The 17,015-nt window shown below is 65.4% G+C and carries 13 protein-coding genes; 2 read left to right on the top strand and 11 right to left on the bottom strand.

All coding sequences use genetic code 11. The features are described from left to right. Positions 1-100 precede the first annotated feature (100 nt). The 9 genes from AB4Z32_RS04160 to AB4Z32_RS04120 all read right to left on the bottom strand — a co-directional run bounded on the left by AB4Z32_RS04160 (position 101) and on the right by AB4Z32_RS04120 (position 11,794). Positions 101-1,213, bottom strand: a complete 1,113-nt coding sequence (locus AB4Z32_RS04160) for a ribonucleotide-diphosphate reductase subunit beta (protein WP_441934654.1) — start codon at positions 1,211-1,213, stop codon at positions 101-103. Positions 1,214-1,333: 120 nt separating this feature from the next. Continuing rightward, on the bottom strand, positions 1,334-4,246 hold the full coding sequence (locus AB4Z32_RS04155) for a ribonucleoside-diphosphate reductase subunit alpha (RefSeq protein WP_441934653.1): 2,913 nt from the start codon (positions 4,244-4,246) through the stop codon (positions 1,334-1,336). Between the two features lie 427 nt (positions 4,247-4,673). Continuing rightward, positions 4,674-6,173 carry a sigma-54-dependent transcriptional regulator gene (locus AB4Z32_RS04150; protein ID WP_441934652.1) on the bottom strand — a complete coding sequence of 500 codons (1,500 nt, stop codon included), beginning with the start codon at positions 6,171-6,173 and terminating at the stop codon, positions 4,674-4,676. A gap of 3 nt (positions 6,174-6,176) precedes the next feature. Then, the gene (locus AB4Z32_RS04145) at positions 6,177-7,820 is read right to left on the bottom strand and encodes an ATP-binding protein (RefSeq protein WP_441934651.1); all 1,644 of its coding nucleotides are present in this window, start codon (positions 7,818-7,820) and stop codon (positions 6,177-6,179) included. A 5-nt stretch (positions 7,821-7,825) separates the two neighbouring features. After that, positions 7,826-8,116 (bottom strand): PP0621 family protein, encoded by a 291-nt coding sequence (locus AB4Z32_RS04140; RefSeq protein WP_441934650.1) that lies wholly within the window; start codon positions 8,114-8,116, stop codon positions 7,826-7,828. After that, complete coding sequence (locus tag AB4Z32_RS04135) at positions 8,113-8,922, bottom strand: cytochrome C assembly family protein (RefSeq protein ID WP_441934649.1); 810 nt, start codon at positions 8,920-8,922, stop codon at positions 8,113-8,115. Before AB4Z32_RS04135 ends, AB4Z32_RS04140 begins: the two co-directional genes overlap by 4 nt. A gap of 224 nt (positions 8,923-9,146) precedes the next feature. Continuing rightward, the gene (locus AB4Z32_RS04130) at positions 9,147-9,941 is read right to left on the bottom strand and encodes an ABC transporter ATP-binding protein (RefSeq protein WP_441934648.1); all 795 of its coding nucleotides are present in this window, start codon (positions 9,939-9,941) and stop codon (positions 9,147-9,149) included. A 14-nt stretch (positions 9,942-9,955) separates the two neighbouring features. Continuing rightward, positions 9,956-10,792, bottom strand: coding sequence for an ABC transporter permease (locus tag AB4Z32_RS04125; protein WP_441934647.1), 837 nt, complete (start codon positions 10,790-10,792; stop codon positions 9,956-9,958). 27 nt (positions 10,793-10,819) lie between these two features. Continuing rightward, positions 10,820-11,794 carry an ABC transporter substrate-binding protein gene (locus tag AB4Z32_RS04120; protein WP_441934646.1) on the bottom strand — a complete coding sequence of 325 codons (975 nt, stop codon included), beginning with the start codon at positions 11,792-11,794 and terminating at the stop codon, positions 10,820-10,822. 266 nt (positions 11,795-12,060) lie between these two features. Here AB4Z32_RS04120 and ffh point away from each other — a divergent pair, with 266 nt between their 5' ends. After that, complete coding sequence (ffh, locus tag AB4Z32_RS04115; protein ID WP_441934645.1) at positions 12,061-13,425, top strand: signal recognition particle protein; 1,365 nt, start codon at positions 12,061-12,063, stop codon at positions 13,423-13,425. Positions 13,426-13,668: 243 nt separating this feature from the next. Continuing rightward, complete coding sequence (locus AB4Z32_RS04110) at positions 13,669-14,061, top strand: SWIB/MDM2 domain-containing protein (RefSeq protein WP_441934644.1); 393 nt, start codon at positions 13,669-13,671, stop codon at positions 14,059-14,061. Positions 14,062-14,150: 89 nt separating this feature from the next. Here the strand turns inward: AB4Z32_RS04110 and AB4Z32_RS04105 are convergent, their stop codons facing one another. After that, positions 14,151-15,533: an alkaline phosphatase gene (locus AB4Z32_RS04105; protein ID WP_441934642.1), complete on the bottom strand. Its 1,383-nt coding sequence runs from the start codon at positions 15,531-15,533 to the stop codon at positions 14,151-14,153. 19 nt (positions 15,534-15,552) lie between these two features. Then, positions 15,553-17,001: an alkaline phosphatase gene (locus AB4Z32_RS04100; protein WP_441934641.1), complete on the bottom strand. Its 1,449-nt coding sequence runs from the start codon at positions 16,999-17,001 to the stop codon at positions 15,553-15,555. Positions 17,002-17,015: the final 14 nt, after the last annotated feature.

Here is a 17,015-nt window from a genome sequence, read left to right as displayed (position 1 = left end):
AGGTGCGGGCAGCATAACAGACAGTCCGCGGACTGTCCGGCGCGGCAAACAAAAAGCCCGCCGGGCGGCGGGCTTGAAGGACGGGACGGCTGCGCCGGGATCAGTCCCAGCTCAGCGCACCACCGGTCTGGTACTCGGTCACGCGGGTCTCGAAGAAGTTGCGTTCCTTCTTCAGGTCGATCATCTCGCTCATCCACGGGAAGGGGTTTTCCTCGTTCGGGAACAGCGCATCCAGGCCGATCTGGACGGCGCGGCGGTTGGCGATGAAGCGCAGGTAGCCCTTGAACATCGGGGCATTCAGGCCCAGCACGCCGCGCGGCATGGTGTCTTCGGCGTAGCGGTACTCGAGCTCGACGGCCTTCAGGAACAGCTGCTTGATCTCTTCCTTGAACTCGGCGGTCCACAGCTGCGGGTTTTCCATCTTGATCGTGTTGATCAGGTCGATGCCGAAGTTGCAGTGCATCGACTCGTCGCGCAGGATGTACTGGTACTGCTCGGCGGCGCCGGTCATTTTATTTTGACGGCCGAGCGCCAGGATCTGGGTGAAGCCGACGTAGAAGAACAGGCCTTCCATCAGGCAGGCGAACACGATGATCGATTTCAGGAGCTTCTGGTCGTTTTCCAGGGTGCCGGTCTGGAACTGCGGGTCGTTGATGACCTCGATGAACGGAATCAGGAACTGGTCCTTGTCGCGGATCGACGGGATTTCGTTGTAGGCGTTGAAGATTTCCTTCTCGTCCAGGCCCAGCGACTCGACGATGTACTGGTAGGCGTGGGTATGGATCGCCTCTTCGAAGGCCTGGCGCAGCAGGTACTGGCGGCATTCCGGGGCCGTGATGTGGCGGTAGGTGCCCAGCACGATGTTGTTGGCGGCCAGCGAGTCGGCGGTCACGAAGAAGCCCAGGTTGCGCTTGACGATGCGGCGCTCGTCTTCGGTCAGCCCGTTGGGATTCTTCCACAGCTCGATGTCGCGCTGCATGTTCACTTCCTGCGGCATCCAGTGGTTGGCGCAGCCGGCCAGGTATTTATCCCAGGCCCACTTGTACTTGAACGGCACCAACTGGTTGACGTCGGTTTTGGCGTTGATGATGCGCTTGTCGTCGGCGTTGACGCGCTTGGCGACATCGGCGGCGCTGACGCCTTCCGCGATGTTGCTTCCTGCGGCGGCGGCCGGTGCGCCCGTGGTCGGTTCATCGTCCCATGACAGAGCCATGATCTTTTCCTTCTATTATTAACTTAGAAACGTCGCCCCCGCGGAGGCGGGGGCCCAAGTTAAGTTAGCGTACCGCGAACAAACTTGGATTCCCGCCTTCGCGGGAACGACGGGGTGTCTTTACTGGCAGGCTTCGCACTCGTCGAAGCCGGCATCGCCCGGACGCAGGTAGCATGCTGCGCCTTCCACGACATCCGGGGTGCTCGCCACCGGTGCGGCCGGGGCTGCAGCCGGAGCTGCCGCCGCCGCCGACAGGCCGCCATCGACCGCCACGGCGTTCAGGGCGCCGGTACGGGTAGTCGACTTCTCCATGTGGGTCGCCGCGATGGTGCGCAGGTAGTAGGTCGTCTTCAGGCCGCGCAGCCAGGCCAGCTTGTAGGTCTCGTCCAGCTTCTTGCCCGAGGCGCCGGCCATGTAGATGTTCAACGACTGCGCCTGGTCGATCCACTTCTGGCGGCGGGAAGCGGCTTCCACCAGCCACTTCGGCTCGACTTCGAAGGCCGTCGCGTAGATGTCGCGCAGGTCTTGCGGCACGCGGTCGATACGCGACAGCGAGCCGTCGAAGTATTTCAGGTCGTTGATCATGACCTCGTCCCACAGGCCGCGCGCCTTCAGGTCGCGCACCAGGTAGCCGTTGATCTCGGTAAATTCGCCCGACAGGTTCGACTTCACGTACAGGTTCTGGAAGGTCGGCTCGATGCAGGCAGAGACGCCAATGATGTTCGAGATGGTCGCGGTCGGCGCGATCGCCACGCAGTTCGAGTTACGCATGCCGAACTGCTTGATGCGGTTGCGGACCACGGTCCAGTCCATGGTTTCGGACAGGTCCTGCTCCAGGTAGCCGCCGCGCTCTTCGGCCAGCAGCTTGATCGAATCCTGCGGCAGGATGCCGCGGTCCCACAGCGAACCTTCGTAGGACTGGTAGCGGCCGCGCTCTTCGGCCAGCTCGGTCGAAGCCAGGTAGGCGTAGTAGCAGACGGCTTCCATCGAGCGGTCGGCGAATTCCACGGCCTTGCTTGATGCAAACGGCACGCGCATCATGTGCAGGCAGTCCTGGAAACCCATGATGCCCAGGCCGACCGGACGGTGGCGCAGGTTCGAGTTCTTCGCCTTGTCGACGGCGTAGTAGTTGATGTCGATGACGTTGTCGAGCATGCGCATCGCGGTGCGGATGGTCTTCTGCAGCTTGACCACGTCCAGGCCGTCGCCCTTCATGTGGGCCGGCATGTTGACCGAACCCAGGTTGCAGACGGCGATCTCGTCGGCGTTGGTGTTCAGCGTGATCTCGGTGCACAGGTTGGACGAGTGCACCACGCCGACGTGCTGCTGCGGCGAACGGATGTTGCACGGATCCTTGAAGGTGATCCACGGGTGGCCGGTCTCGAACAGCATCGACAGCATCTTGCGCCACAGGTCGAGCGCTTCAATTTTCTTGTACACGGTCATTTCGCCGCGCGCCGCCCTGGCTTCATAGCCCAGGTAGGCTTCCTCGAAGGCCTTGCCGACCTTGTCGTGCAGGTCCGGCACTTCGGACGGCGAGAACAGGCTCCAGGAGCCCTTCTCCATCACGCGCTTCATGAACAGGTCGGGAATCCAGTTCGCGGTGTTCATGTCGTGGGTGCGGCGGCGGTCGTCGCCGGTGTTCTTGCGCAGGTCGAGGAATTCCTCGATGTCCAGGTGCCAGGTTTCCAGGTAGCCGCAGACCGCGCCCTTGCGCTTGCCGCCCTGGTTGACCGCCACGGCGGTGTCGTTCGCCACTTTCAGGAACGGAACCACGCCCTGCGACTTGCCGTTGGTGCCCTTGATGCGCGAACCCATCGCGCGGACCGGGGTCCAGTCGTTGCCCAGGCCGCCGGCGAATTTCGACAGCAGTGCGTTTTCCTTGATCGCGTCGTAGATGCCTTCCAGGTCGTCGCTGACGGTGGTCAGGTAGCACGAGGACAGCTGCGAGCGGCGGGTGCCCGAGTTGAACAGGGTCGGGGTCGAGCTCATGAAGTCGAAGCTCGACAGCAGGTTGTAGAACTCGATCGCGCGCGCTTCGCGGTTCTCTTCGCGCAGGGACAGGCCCATCGCGACGCGCATGTAGAAGGCCTGCGGCATCTCGATGCGGGTTTCGCGGATGTGCAGGAAGTAGCGGTCGTACAGGGTCTGCAGGCCGATGTAGCCGAATTGCAGGTCGCGGTCGGCGACGATGGCCTTGGCCAGCTTCTGCAGGTCGAACTTGGCCAGTTCCTCGTCCAGCAGCTCGGCGTCGATGCCCTTGGCGATGTACTGCGGGAAGTAGGTCACGTATTCGGCGGCGGCACCGGCTTGCGGCACTTCCTTGCCGAAGACTTCCTTGCGGATGGTGTGCAGCAGGATGCGCGCGGTGACCTGGCTGTAGGCCGGATCCTTTTCCATCAGGGCGCGGGCGGCCAGGATGGCCGACTTGTGCAGCTCCTCGACCGGCACGCCGTCGTAAAGGTTTTTGACGGTTTCGGCCAGGATGGCGTCGGCGTCGACATGCTTTTCCAGGCCGGCGCAGGCGGCGCCGATCAGGGACGAGACTTCGTTCATGTCCAGCGGACGGCGCACGCCGCCGTCGACCACGGTGAACTGCGGCGCGGCGACCGCGGTGGCGCCGGCTGCTTCCTTGGCGGCGCGGCGCTCGTCCATGCGCTTGGCGCGGTACAGCACGTATTCGCGCGCGACGTCATGCTCGCCCGAGCGCATCAGGGACAGCTCCACCTGGTCCTGCACATCTTCGATGTGGAAGGTGCCGCCGTTCGGCTGGCGGCGCACCAGGGCGGCGACCACGTTGTTGGTCAGCTGCTCGACCAGGTCGCGGATGCGCGCCGACTCGCGGCCCTGCTCGCCGTTCACGGCGAGGAAAGCCTTGGTCATCGCGACGGCGATCTTGTTCGGAGCAAACGGCACCACGGCGCCGTTGCGGCGGATGATGCGGTAGTCGCCGGTCGCGACCAGTTCAGCCGCGCTGGTGCCGGCAGCCGTTCCTGGTTGCGGATTGATGGAGATGTCCGAAGATGTTTGCATTGAGCCTCCCAGGATGGCAGCGCGCCACCAACTAAAAACGATGAATGCCAACTGAGCAAAGTTGGCAACCTAATAACTTTTTGAAAATAATAAAGAGGAGAGCCATGTTGAAAAACGCCTGCATGCGCCCCTCCTCTTACTGATCTGTCTTCCGACACTGACCACTAGATATAGTGTCCGACAGCCGTATGAGCCTAATTGTAGTCGATATTCGGCAATATCAAAGGCTCTGCTGAGCGGTTTTTTTTGTAGCGCCGAGCTTGACATTTGCCGAGGCGAATCATCATGGGCCTCGGAATGAAAGTAAGCACTAACATAACGATTGGGGGGCCCAGGCGTGGTGCGGCCAGACGTTGACGGAGTCGGCGTTCAGGCTATGCTGCGATGGCGAAAAGGCAACAGCTCGCCCGTTTAACCATGATCCGAATCAGGGTTCGGGCGCGTGGATCTCCAGTTTCTGCATCTGATAGCGCAGTTGGCGCACGCTGATGCCGAGCAGGCTGGCAGCCTGGGTGCGGTTGAACTGGGTCTGCTGCAGCGCGCGCAGGATGATGTCGCGCTCGACCTGGCTGAGGTAGTCCGGCAGGTTGCTGGGCAGCTCGCCGGCGCCCAGGCTCGGCATGCCGGACGGCGTCTCGGCCGGGACCGGCGCGGCGGGTGCGGCGGGCGCCGCGGCCGGCGGCATGGCGGCCTGCGCTGCCGGCTGCGCAGGCGCTTCCACTGCCGCCGTTTCGCGGACCACAGCGGCGCTTCCCGCATCGAGCAAACGCGCGCCCTTCAGCAGCAGATCGCCGGCCTCGATCACGCCGTCGTCGGCAAAGGCCAGCGCGCGTTCCAGCACATTCTCCAGTTCGCGCACATTGCCGGGAAAGGCATAACCCTGCAGCGCTTCCAGCACGCCGGCGCCGAGGCGCGCATTGCCCGGCCCCGCCAGGCGCGCGAGGATGGCCTCGGTCAGCAGCGGCAGGTCGTCGAGGCGTTCGCGCAGCGGCGGCAGGGTCAGCTCGATCACGTTCAGGCGGTAGAACAGGTCCTGGCGGAACTGGCCGGTCTCGACCAGCCTTCCCAGATCCTTGTGGGTGGCGCTGATGATGCGCACGTCCACCGCTTCCTCGGCGGTGGCGCCGATCTTGCGCACGCGCCGCTCCTGAATCGCGCGCAGCAGCTTGACCTGCATCGCCAGCGGCAGGTCGGCCACCTCGTCCAGCATCAGGGTGCCGCCGTTGGCGGCCTGGAAGAAGCCGTCGCGCTCGTCGGTGGCGCCGGTGAAGGCGCCTTTCCGGTAGCCGAAGAACTCGGCCTCCATCAGCGCTTCGGGAATCGCGCCGCAGTTCACGGCGACGAAGGGCTTGCCGGCGCGCGCGCTCCGGGCGTGGATCTCGCGCGCCGCCAGCTCCTTGCCGCTGCCGGATTCGCCGTTGATGGCGATCGGCGCCTGCGAGCGCGCCAGCCGGCCGATCTGGGCGCGCAGCGCCTGCATCGCCTGCGAGCGGCCGAGCAGGCGCGAATTCCTCCCGTCCTCCCCCTCTCCCGGGGCCGACGGCTGCCCGGCCGGCGCTTCGGACAGGCGCAGCGCCGAGCGCACCATGGTGCGCAGGTCGTCCAGCACCACCGGCTTGGAGACATAATCGAAGGCGCCGGCCTTCAGCGCCACCACCGCGTTCTCGGCGCTGCCGTAGGCGGTGATCACGGCGATCGGCGTGCCGCGCCCCGCGCCGGCGACTTCGCGCACCAGCTCCAGGCCGGTGCCGTCGGGCAGGCGCATGTCGGTCAGCACCAGCGCGTATTCGGTCTGGCCCAGCAGCGCGCGCGCCTCGCGCACGGTGGACGCGCTGTCGACGTCCAGCCCCATCTTGACCAGGGTGATCTCGAGCAGTTCGCGCAGGTCGGCTTCGTCGTCGATTACAAGGATGCGGGGAGAACTCATACTCTATATAGTAAAGGTGATCACGAAGCGTCCCGGCGCATCGAAGCCGGCGGGGCCATCGACCCGGTATTCGTAGTCGAGCATGGCGCCGTTGTTCAGGCACAGCTCGCGCGCCAGGTAGAGCCCCAGGCCGGTGCCCTTGCTCGAGGTGGTATAGAAGGGCTCGAACAGGTGGGCCCTCACCTCGGGCGTGATGCCGGGACCGTCGTCCTGCACGTGCAGCTCGACGCGACCGGTGGCGTCCAGCACCGGGAACACGCGGATGCTGGCCGGCTTGCCGCTCGCATAGCGTACGGCATTGCCCAGCAGGTTGACCAGCACTTCCCGCAGGTGCAGGCCGTCGAAGCGCACGGTGCGCGGGCCGGCGTCGCCGATGTAGATCATGTGATCGGCCAGGCCATGGGTTTCCGTGAACTCCGCCTTCAGCTCGGCCAGGAAGGCGCCGAGCGGCACCGGCTCGGCGCCCGGCTGCACCTTGCGCGACAGTTTCAGGATGTCCTCGACCATGCGGTTCACGCGCGCCACGTTGTCGCCGACGATGCGCAGCAGCCGGGTCTCGGCCGGTCCGCTCAGGTCTTCGGCCAGCAGCGAGGTCGCGTGGCCGATCGCCGACAGCGGATTCCTCACCTCATGCGCGATGCTGGCCGTCAGGCGGCCCATCGAGGCCAGCTTGAGCTGCTGCGCCTGGTTCTCGATGGCGCTCACGTCCTGCATGAAGATCACGCTGCGCTCGGCCTCGCCGTCCGGGGTGTCGACCCGCGCGAAACGCAGTTTCAGGTGCACCGGCTGGTCGAGGCGGCCGCGCACCGGTCCGGCCGCGTCCTGCCAGCGCTTGACGGTCACGTAAGTTTCGGCCGGTTCGGCCTCGAGCCAGGCCTGGAAGGCCTGCGCCACCGGTTCCAGCGCGGCGATGTCGGCCAGGCGGAAGTCGCTGTCGCTGTCCAGCCCGAGCATGCGGCGCGCCGCCGGGTTGCCGGAAAAGACGAAGCCGTCGCTTCCCACCACCAGGATGCCGTCGCCGGCATCGTCGACCACGATGCGGTTGACCGCCTGCTGGACCCGCAGGTCGGCACCGCGCCTGGCCGCCAGCTCTTCCTGCCCGATCAGGCGGGCCGCCAGCCGGCTCACCACCAGCACCACGGCAAAGAAGACGGCGCCCGTCATCCCGGCCTGGAACAGCGGCGGCTCCTGGTCGCTGATGAAGATCTGGTAAGTGCTTTCGGCCAGCACGAACAGGGTCGCGAGCGAGGCCGAGAACAGCGCCAGGACCAGCGGCGCCAGGATCGCGGCGCCGGCCAGCGGGAACAGATAGAGCAGTCCGAGTCCGCTGCGGGCGCCGCCGGCGGCCAGGTAGAGCAGCGAGATGACGGTGATGTCGACCAGGATCTGGCAGCACAGCTGCCACAGGAAACGGCGGCGCCAGCGCTGGGTGATGCCGGCGAACAGCAGGGCCGCCAACACGTAGGCGACGCAGGTCTGGCCATAGACCGCGCCGCCCAGCCGGCTGAAGCCCTGGCCATGGCGCGCATCGACCGCCAGGTAGACCAGCAGCACCAGCGCGATCACGATGCGCGTCGCGTTGAGCGTCTGCAGCGAGCGCCAGAAGGTCTCCCGCGACGCTGCGGACAAGGGCTGCCAGGGCGCCATGCGCCTCAATCGATGCGGGAGGCGGCCGCCTGGCGCGCGTGGGCCTGGCTGCAGTAATCGCGTCCGCCCTCACGAACCGATTCCGAGGCCGGGAAATAAATGCCGCATTGGGCGCAGGAAGTCATGCGCTCGGAGTCCTCGACTTGCGGCCGGACCGGCGCGCCGGCGGCGGACATGTCGGGCCCCTGCCCCGGCTGCGGTTGATCGGTGCGCGCGGCCACCGCCGCCCGCAGTTTGCTGCGTACCGCCATCACCACCAGGATGATGAGCGCAATCCAGAATAACAGTCGCGTCATACGAACCCCCGGTGCAGAACGACTTCAAGGACAAAACGGCTGCCGACATAGGCCAGCGCCAGGGTAGCGAATCCCGCCAGCGTGAAGCGCAGCGCGGTCTTGCCGCGCCAGCCGCGCCAGCGGCGTCCGGCCAGCAGCGCGGCGAACAGCAGCCACGACAGCAGCGCGAATATATTTTTGTGGTCCCAGCGCAGCGCGCGCCCGAACAGCTGTTCGGAGAACACGATGCCCGACAGGACGGTCAGGCTGAGCAGAACGAAGCCGATGCCGATCATCCGGAACAGCAGCTTTTCCATGGTCAGCAGGGCCGGCAGCTGGTCGATGGCGGCGCCCAGCCAGCCCTTCTTCGCGTTGCGGGTGTGCAGGCGGGTTTCCTGCAGCGCCATCAGCACGGCGTGGAAGGCGGCGATGGTGAGCGTGCTGTAGGCCATGATGGCGACCGCGACGTGCCAGCCGAAGGCCGGCGTCTGGGACTGTTCGCTCAGCGAGATGAGGCTGCCCGGGAACAGCGGCGGCAACAGGGCGGCGACCGCCGCGCACGGCATCACCATGCGGCGCATGCCGTCGAGCGCGAAATTGCGGTTCTCGATCCACCAGGCCGCCACCGAAATCCACAAGGCGGCCGACAGCATGAAGGCGAAGCCGACGCGCAGCGCACCGTGGGCCAGCATGTCCGGCCACAGCGCGGCGCCATGCAGCGCCCACGCCAGCGCGGTCACGCCGGACACGACGAAACCCCGCCGCGCCGGCAGCAGGGCACACACCGCGTACAGGATGGCCGCGGCAATGAATAAGGTGGTTTGCATAGGGGCGAGTTTACACTATCCGGATCGTTACCACCGTCGTCTCCCGCGAAGTCATCACCGTCGGCCCCGAGAAGTCATCACCGTCGGCCCCGAGAAGTCATCACCGTCGGCCCCGAGAAGTCATCACCGTCGCCCCCGCGAAGGCGGGGGTCCAGGTTTGTTTGCAGAACGCTAGCTTAACTTGGATTCCCGCCTTCGCGGGAACGACGTTTACTAGTAAACACTTAGTCGACAGCCGCCGACCTCATCTCCGCCTCATGATGCCGCTGCTGCTCTTCCATGACGAGCTGCCCCAGCTCGCGCTTGAGCGCATTGAACTCGGGCGCGGCCGGGTCGCGCATGCGCGGCAGGTCGATCGCCATGTCGCGCTTGACCGTGCCCGGCCGGTAGGTCATCACGACGATGCGGTCGGCCAGGTAGATCGCTTCCTCGATGCTGTGGGTGACGAAGATGACGGTCTTCTTCAGCTCGGCCCAGATGCGCAGCAGCTCGTCCTGCAGGTTGCGGCGGGTCAGCGCGTCGAGGGCGCCGAAGGGTTCATCCATCAGCATGATCGGCGAATCCAGCGCCAGCACGCGCGCGATCGCGACCCGCTGGCGCATGCCGCCCGACAGGTCCTTCGGATAGCGCCTGCCGAAGTCTTCCAGCGACAGCAGTTTCAGGAGCTCGGCCACGCGCGCCGCGACGGCGGGCCTGGCCATGCCCTTGATCTCGAGGCCGAAGCCGACGTTCTGCTCGACCGTCATCCACGGGAACAGCGCGTATTCCTGGAACACCATGCCGCGTTCCGGTCCGGGTCCGGCCACCGGGGCGCCGTCGGCCAGGATCCGGCCTGCGGTCGGCGGGGCGAAGCCGGCGATCGCGTTCAGCAGGGTCGACTTGCCGCAGCCGGACGGGCCGAGCAGGCAGACGAACTGGCCGCGCGGGATCTCGAGGCCGATGTTCTCCAGCGCGACCAAGCGGCGGCCGTCGGTTTCGAACACCTTGCTGACCTGATCAATGACGATATGCGCGCTCACTCGGTGCTCCCCATTCAGTGCTCCAGGCCGCGGTGCCAGCGCAGCAGGTGGTTGTTCAGGCGGTTCATGGCCCAGTCGATCGCCAGGCCGAGGAGGCCGATGGTGATCATGCCGGCGATGATCTTGTCCGACCAGAAGTACTCGCGCGCCTCGAGGATGCGGAAACCCAGGCCGTTGTTCACCGCGATCATCTCGGACACGATCACCACGATGAAGGCGGTGCCAACGCCGATCCGCATGCCGGTCAGGATATACGGCACGGCAGCCGGCAGGATCACGCGCAGGAACATGGTGGCGCCGCCGGCGCCCAGGTTGCGGGCGGCGCGCAGGTAGATGCCGTCGACCTGGCGCACCCCGGCGATGGTATTCATCAGCACCGGGAAGAAGGCGCCGATCGCGATCAGGAAGATGGCCGGCGGATTGCCCAGCCCGAACCACAGGATCGACAGGGGGATGTAGGCGATCGGCGGGATCGGGCGCAGCAGCTGTACCAGCGGATTCATCCAGGCGTACACGATGCGGCTGGCGCCCATCGCCAGGCCGAGCGGCAGGGCCAGGCCGGCCCCGACCGCGAAGCCGACCACCACGCGGTACAGGCTGCCGAGCGAATCGATGATCAACTCTCCCGACAGCGCCCACGACCACCAAGCGCCATCAGGCTTGTTCTCGTGCCAGGTCTTGAAATCCTGCAGCGGCAGCAGATAAGCCACCCACTTGTTCCACACCGCCAGCGGCGACGGCAGGATGTTCGCGTTGACCCATCCCATGCCCGCCACCCACTGCCAGATCCCGATCGCCATGATCGGCACCACCAGGCCGACGGCGATGTCCTGCCAGCTTCTTTTTGCCATCCCGCTCTCCCCGCTCACGCGTGGTGATTACTTGACACCCAGGCCCTTCTTGGCCTCGTCCAGCAGGTCGGTCTTGACCCACTCCCTGGCCGCGGGCGGTTTGGCCATGCGGCCGACGCCGGTCTTGTACATGATGTCGGTCGTGGTCTGGATGTGCTCCGGCGTGATGTCGTAGGTGTAGGACGCGTTATCCATCGCATCGCGGAAATCGTCGCTGGTGATCTGGCCCTTGAACACGACGTCGCGCACGTACTTTTCGGCCAGCGCCGGATCCTTGATGAAGGTGCTGGTGGCCTGCACGAAGCAGCGCATGAATTTCTCGGCCAGCGGACGCTTGGTGGTGTAGAACTTCTCGGTCATCACCATGGTACGCACCGGTTCGCCGATCGGGGTGTCGTAAGGCTTGATGATCTCGGTGCCGAAGCCCTTGTTGATGGCCTGCGAGGATTGCGGTTCGGACTGCATCATGGCGTCGATGTTCTTGCCCAGCAGCGCCTGGTTCAGGTCGGCGTAGGCCAGGAACACCAGCTGCACATCCTTGCCCGGCGCGGCGTCGGCGGTGAGGCCCACCTTCTGCAGCTCGGCCATCAAGAGCACTTCCTGGATGCCGCCGCGGGTCACGCCCACCTTCTTGCCCTTCAGGTCCTTGACGCTCTTGATATTGCTGCCCTGCCCCGCCACCAGGCGCGCGCCGCCCTTGGCGAAGCCGGCGACGACATAAATAGGCGCATTGCCGGCGCGGCCGGAGATCGCCGCTTCCGAGGCCGTGGTGCCGACGTCGATCTCGCCGGCGATGATGGCCTGCATCACATCCAGGCCCTTGGCGAACACGCGCTCCTCGACCTTGATGCCGCACTTCGGTGCGATCTCCTTTATATATGACACCGCGCCATAGTGGGCGAACTTGAGGTTGCCGAGCCGGACGACTTCCTGGGCCTGGGCGCCGCCCGCAGCCAGCAGGGAGGCGATGAGAATGGTCTTGCCGAACGCTTTTACTGTCATTGCTGTCTCTCCGTTATGGTCTGCTTCAATGAACTGCGAACTTGCAATGGCAACGAGGCTATAACGTAGAGCAATACATTGTCAAACAGTACAGTTGCTTACTCAGAAATTCACAAATCCGCCTCCCAAGTATCAACGCAGGGCCTTGACTTTTTCGCTTGCGGATCGCCAGGGCAAGGTCTTGACCATCAAAAACATGGCCATACATGCGGTAGAATGGCGGTTTGCGCCCAAACACAATCTAGGTAGATAGGTAGAACACAACCATGCTGGATAACCTGACCCAACGCCTTGCCAAGGTCGTCAAGACGATGCGCGGCGAGGCGCGCCTGACCGAATCGAACACCGCCGAGATGCTGCGCGAAGTGCGCCTGGCCCTGCTCGAGGCGGACGTGGCGCTGCCGGCAGTCCGCGAATTCATCGCCAAAGTGAAGGAAAAAGCGCTGGGCGAAGAGGTCATCGGCTCGCTCTCCCCCGGCCAGGCCCTGGTCGGCGTGGTGCAGAAGGAGCTGGCGGCCCTGATGGGCGCCGACCTCGGCCCCGAGGCGTCCCAGCTCTCGTTCGCCCAGCAGCCGCCGGCGATCATCCTGATGGCCGGCCTGCAGGGTGTGGGTAAGACCACCACCACCGGCAAACTGGCCAAGTACCTGAAAGAGCAGAAGAAGAAGGTGCTGACCGTCTCCGCCGACGTGTACCGCCCCGCCGCGATCGCGCAGCTGGAGTCCGTCACCAAGCAGGTCGGCGCCGACTTCTTCCCGTCCACCGCCAACGACAAGCCGGTCGACATCGCCCTGGCCGCGCTGGACTGGGCCAAGAAGCACTACCACGACGTCCTGATCATCGACACCGCCGGCCGCCTGGCGATCGACGAGGCGATGATGCAGGAGATCGCCGCGGTGCACGCCGCCGTCAAGCCGATCGAGACCCTGTTCGTGGTCGACGCCATGGTCGGCCAGGATGCGATCAACACCGCCAAGGCCTTCAACGAGGCGCTGCCGCTGACCGGCGTAATCCTGACCAAGCTCGATGGCGACTCGCGCGGCGGCGCGGCGCTGTCGGTGCGCCACGTGACCGGCAAGCCGATCAAGTTCGCCGGCGTGTCCGAAAAGCTGGACGGCCTGGAAGCCTTCGATCCGGCCCGCATGGCCAACCGGGTGCTGGGCATGGGCGACATCCTGGCCCTGGTCGAGGAAGCGCGCAAGGGCGTGGACATGCAGGCCGCGGCCGACATGGCCAACAAGATCAAGTCGGGCGGTAAGTTCGACATGAACGACTTCAAGGCCCAGCTGACCCAGATGAAGAAGATGGGCGGCATGGCAGGACTGCTGGACAAGCTCCCGGCCCAGTTCCAGCAGGCGGCAAGCGGCGCCAACATGGACCAGGCCGAAAAGCAGGTGCGCCGCATGTGCGGCATCATCGACTCGATGACCCCGCAGGAACGCGCCAAGCCGGAACTGATCAAGGCCAACCGCAAGCGCCGCATCGCCGCCGGCGCCGGCGTTCAGGTGCAGGAAGTGAACCGCATGCTGACGCAGTACGATCAGATGAACACGATGATGAAGAAGCTCAAAGGCGGTGGCCTGATGAAGATGATGCGCGGGATGAAGGGCATGATGCCCGGAATGCGCTGACCGTCCGTCCCTTTCGGGACCTGTCGAAAGCCGTGCGTGGCAGCCGCTCCGCACGGCTTTTTTGCCTCTTGCGGAGCCCATTTTTCACTCTGGAGCGGCGCGGCTGGCACGATCTGCCATTTTGGGGCTTATAAGAGTGAAAAAATTTCGAAAAAGACTTGCACGAACACTAAAACCCTACCAATATAAGCCGGTGCGATTTATTGCGCAATTTTCCACGTGTTCCGTTTAGGAGGCTCGAAGATGGCAACAGCCAAAAAAACCACCGCAGCGCCCGCCAAGAAGGCCGCTGCAAAACCGGCTGCAGCGGCGAAGCCTGCAGCAAAGAAGGCAGCTCCTGCCAAAGCAGCAGCACCGAAAGCAGCAGCGAAGCCGGCAGCAGCACGCAAGCCCAACGCCGCATTCATGAAAGAGATGACCCCGTCGGCGACCCTGGCCGCAGTAGTCGGCGCCAAGCCGCTGCCGCGTACCGAAGTCACCAAGAAAGTCTGGGACTACATCAAGGCCCAGAACCTGCAGGACGCCGCAAACCGCCGCATGATCAACGCCGACGACAAGCTGAAAGCCGTCTTCGGTGGCAAGGCCCAGGTATCGATGTTCGAGATGACCAAGCTGATCTCCGATCACCTCAAATAAAAACGACGACAGGCCGCCCCGCTGGCCGGATACCAAGATGAAAAGCCCTGGTTTTTGCCGGGGCTTTTTGTTTATATATGCGGTGGTCGCTACAGCCCCGCAGCCGCCTTCATCAGATCGAACACCCGCGTATTCTCGATCGTGCCCTTGAACGGCGCCGACCCCGCCCCCACCGCATACAGCTTCACATCCCCGCCGCCATGTCCCTCGCCTGGCAGGCGCACGCCGGCCTCCTGGCGGTAGTCCAGGGCCTGGGCGCGGGCGTCGTCGACGTCGCTGCGCAGCTCCTGGCGATTCGGGCCGCCGCCGTAGACCAGGGTCGTGTAGGTCTTGCCGTCCGCATCCAGCGCCGGCTGGCCGGTCGCGACGTCGCGCACGATGCCGAGGATCGGGTTGCCGCGCTTCGGATAGCCGTTCATCACCATCGTGTGGTCATGGTCGGCCGTCACCACGATCAGGGTGTGCTCCAGGCCGGGGTCGATGCTCCGCATGCGGTCCAGCGCGGCCTGGATCGCGTTGTCGAAGTCGACCACCTCCTCCAGCGCGTTCTTCGCGTTCGAGTCGTGCAGCGCGTGGTCGATCTTGCCGCCTTCGACCATCAGGAAAAAGCCCTTCGGGTTCTTCGACAGCAGCTCGATCGATTTGCTGGCCATCTCGGCCAGGGTCGGCTGGGTGGGCTTGCGCACGGTGGCGTAGTCGAGGTGGCTGTCGGCGTAAATACCCACGAACTTCCGGTTCGGCAGGGCCGACATCATGTCGCCGCGGGTGGCCGCCACGAAGTAGCCGCGGGACTCCAGCTCGGCCAGCAGGTCGCGCCCGTCCGCGCGGCCCTTCGGGTTGGCCTTCGCATCGTAGGGCGTGAAGAAAGGCCGGCCGCCGCCCATCAGGACGTCGACGCCGTCCTTCAGCCTCTCGTTGTAGCCGGCGCCGCCGGGCACGATCTGCTGCGCGATGGTATAGACCGTGTTGCGGTTGCAGACATGGGAAAAGGTCGAGGCCGGGGTCGCGTGGGTCAGCTCGGTGGTGGTGATCGCGCCCACCGAGCGGCCGGCGGCCTTGGCGAGTTCGAGGATGGTCATCGGCGCGCTGCCATTGTTCTCGCCGCAGCGGTCCACGCTCGGGTTGCCGTTGGCGTCCTTGCCCGGCGACTGCGGCTTGGCATCCTTGCGCGAGATCACGTCGTTATTGATCTTCACGCCGGTCATGTAGGCGCCCATCGACGGCGCGCTGTCGGTCACCATCGCGTCGTTCGAGTAGGTCTTGATGCGCGCGGTGCGGTCCAGGCGCTCGAAGTTCAGCAGCCCCTCTTCCTTGTATTTATAGATGCGGGCGGCCGTGATCGTGGTCGGGCCCATGCCGTCGCCAAGGAAGAAGATGATGTTCTTCGCCTGGGGTGCGGCCAAATTCTGCGCGAAGGCCTGGGTCTGGAATGCGGCTGCCAGCAGCAGCGCGCAGGTGCGGATTGCTTTCATGTGAATCTCCTTGCGCGCCTTACCAGCCGGCCGCCTCTTTGATCAGGGTGAACACGCGGGTGTTGTCGATGGTGCCGCGGAAGACCTCGGCGCCCGCACCCACCGCGCCCAGGTAGACGTCGGCGCCGCCATGGGTCTCGGACTTCATGCGCACCGCCGCTTCCTGGTGGTAGCCGTCGGCGCTGACGATGGCGTCCGTGAGGCCGGCCTGCGAGGCTCGGCTGCCCTGTACCCGGTGCTCGCCGGTACCGAAGCCGAGGACGGTGTAGGGCGCGCCGTCCTTGTCCAGCTTGACCTTGCCGTCCGGGAGGCTGTGCACCAGGCCCAGCACCCCCGGATTGTCCGGCGTGGTCTTGCCGCTGCGCGGCGAATAACCGTTGATCAGCAGTGTGTGGTCATGGTCGGCGGTGGCAACGATCAGGGTGTGCTTCAGGCCCGGATCGGTCTTTTGTACTTCGTCGATCGCGGCTTTCAGCGCGGCGTCGAAGGCCGCGGTTTCCTGCAGCGCGCGCTTGGCGCGGGTGGCGTGCAGCGCGTGGTCGATCAGGCCGCCCTCCACCATCAGGAAGAAGCCTTGATTGCCGCCCTGCGCACTGCGCTGGCCCAGCAGCGAGACCGCCTTGCGCGTCATCTCGGCCAGGCTGGGCTGGCGCGCCGGATCGCGCTCGGCGTCGTAGGCCAGGTCGTCCTGCGCGAACAGGGCGATGGCCGGCAGGCTTGATGGCGCCAGCGCCTTGAGGCTCGCGGCATCGAAGGCCGTGCGGTAGCCAAGCGCCTGCAGCTCGGCCAGCAGGTCGCGGCCATCAAGGCGCTTGCCGCCGCCGGCCGCCGGCTTGAAGTACTGGGCGCCGCCGCCGACGACCAGGTCGATGCCGCCGCCCAGCGCCGTGTTATAGCCGGCGCCGCCCGGCACCATCATCGCCGCGATCTGGTTTTGCAGTTTGCGGTGGCAGGCGTGGGCATAGGTGGCGGCCGGGGTGGCGTCGGTGACGCTGGTCATGGTGACGATGCCGGTGGCGAGGCCGCGCGCCTTGGCCAGTTCCAGCAGGGTCGGCACCGGCTGGCCGTTCTCACAGCGGCTGGCGCCATCCGCCGCCGGCGCCATCGCGCGGGTGTCGGACGACATCGAGATCACGCCATTGTTCTGCTTCACCCCGGTCATATAGGCCGACATCGAGGCCGCGCTGTCGGTCACCTGGGCATCGTTCGAGTAGGTCTTCACGAAGGCCGATTCGGGCAGCGTGTCGATGGTCAGCTCGCCGCTTTCCCCCACCGCGTAGATGCGGGCGGCGGTCAGGGTGTTGATGCCCATGCCGTCGCCGAGGAAGAAGATCACGTTGCGGGCGCGGTCGATGTCACGGGCCTGCGTGGTGGCGGCGCTGGTCGCGGGCGGCGCGCCGGCGCAGCCCGTCAGCGCGGCGGCGCCGCAGGCCATCAGCATGGCGGCGGCGAAGGGGGTGAATCGCATGTCTGCTTGCTCCC

The organism is Massilia sp. 2TAF26 (genome assembly GCF_052115005.1).
Lineage (GTDB): Bacteria > Pseudomonadota > Gammaproteobacteria > Burkholderiales > Burkholderiaceae_D > Telluria.
The sequence above is the reverse complement of the archived record's forward strand: the minus strand, read 5'-3'. Positions and strand labels throughout refer to the sequence as shown.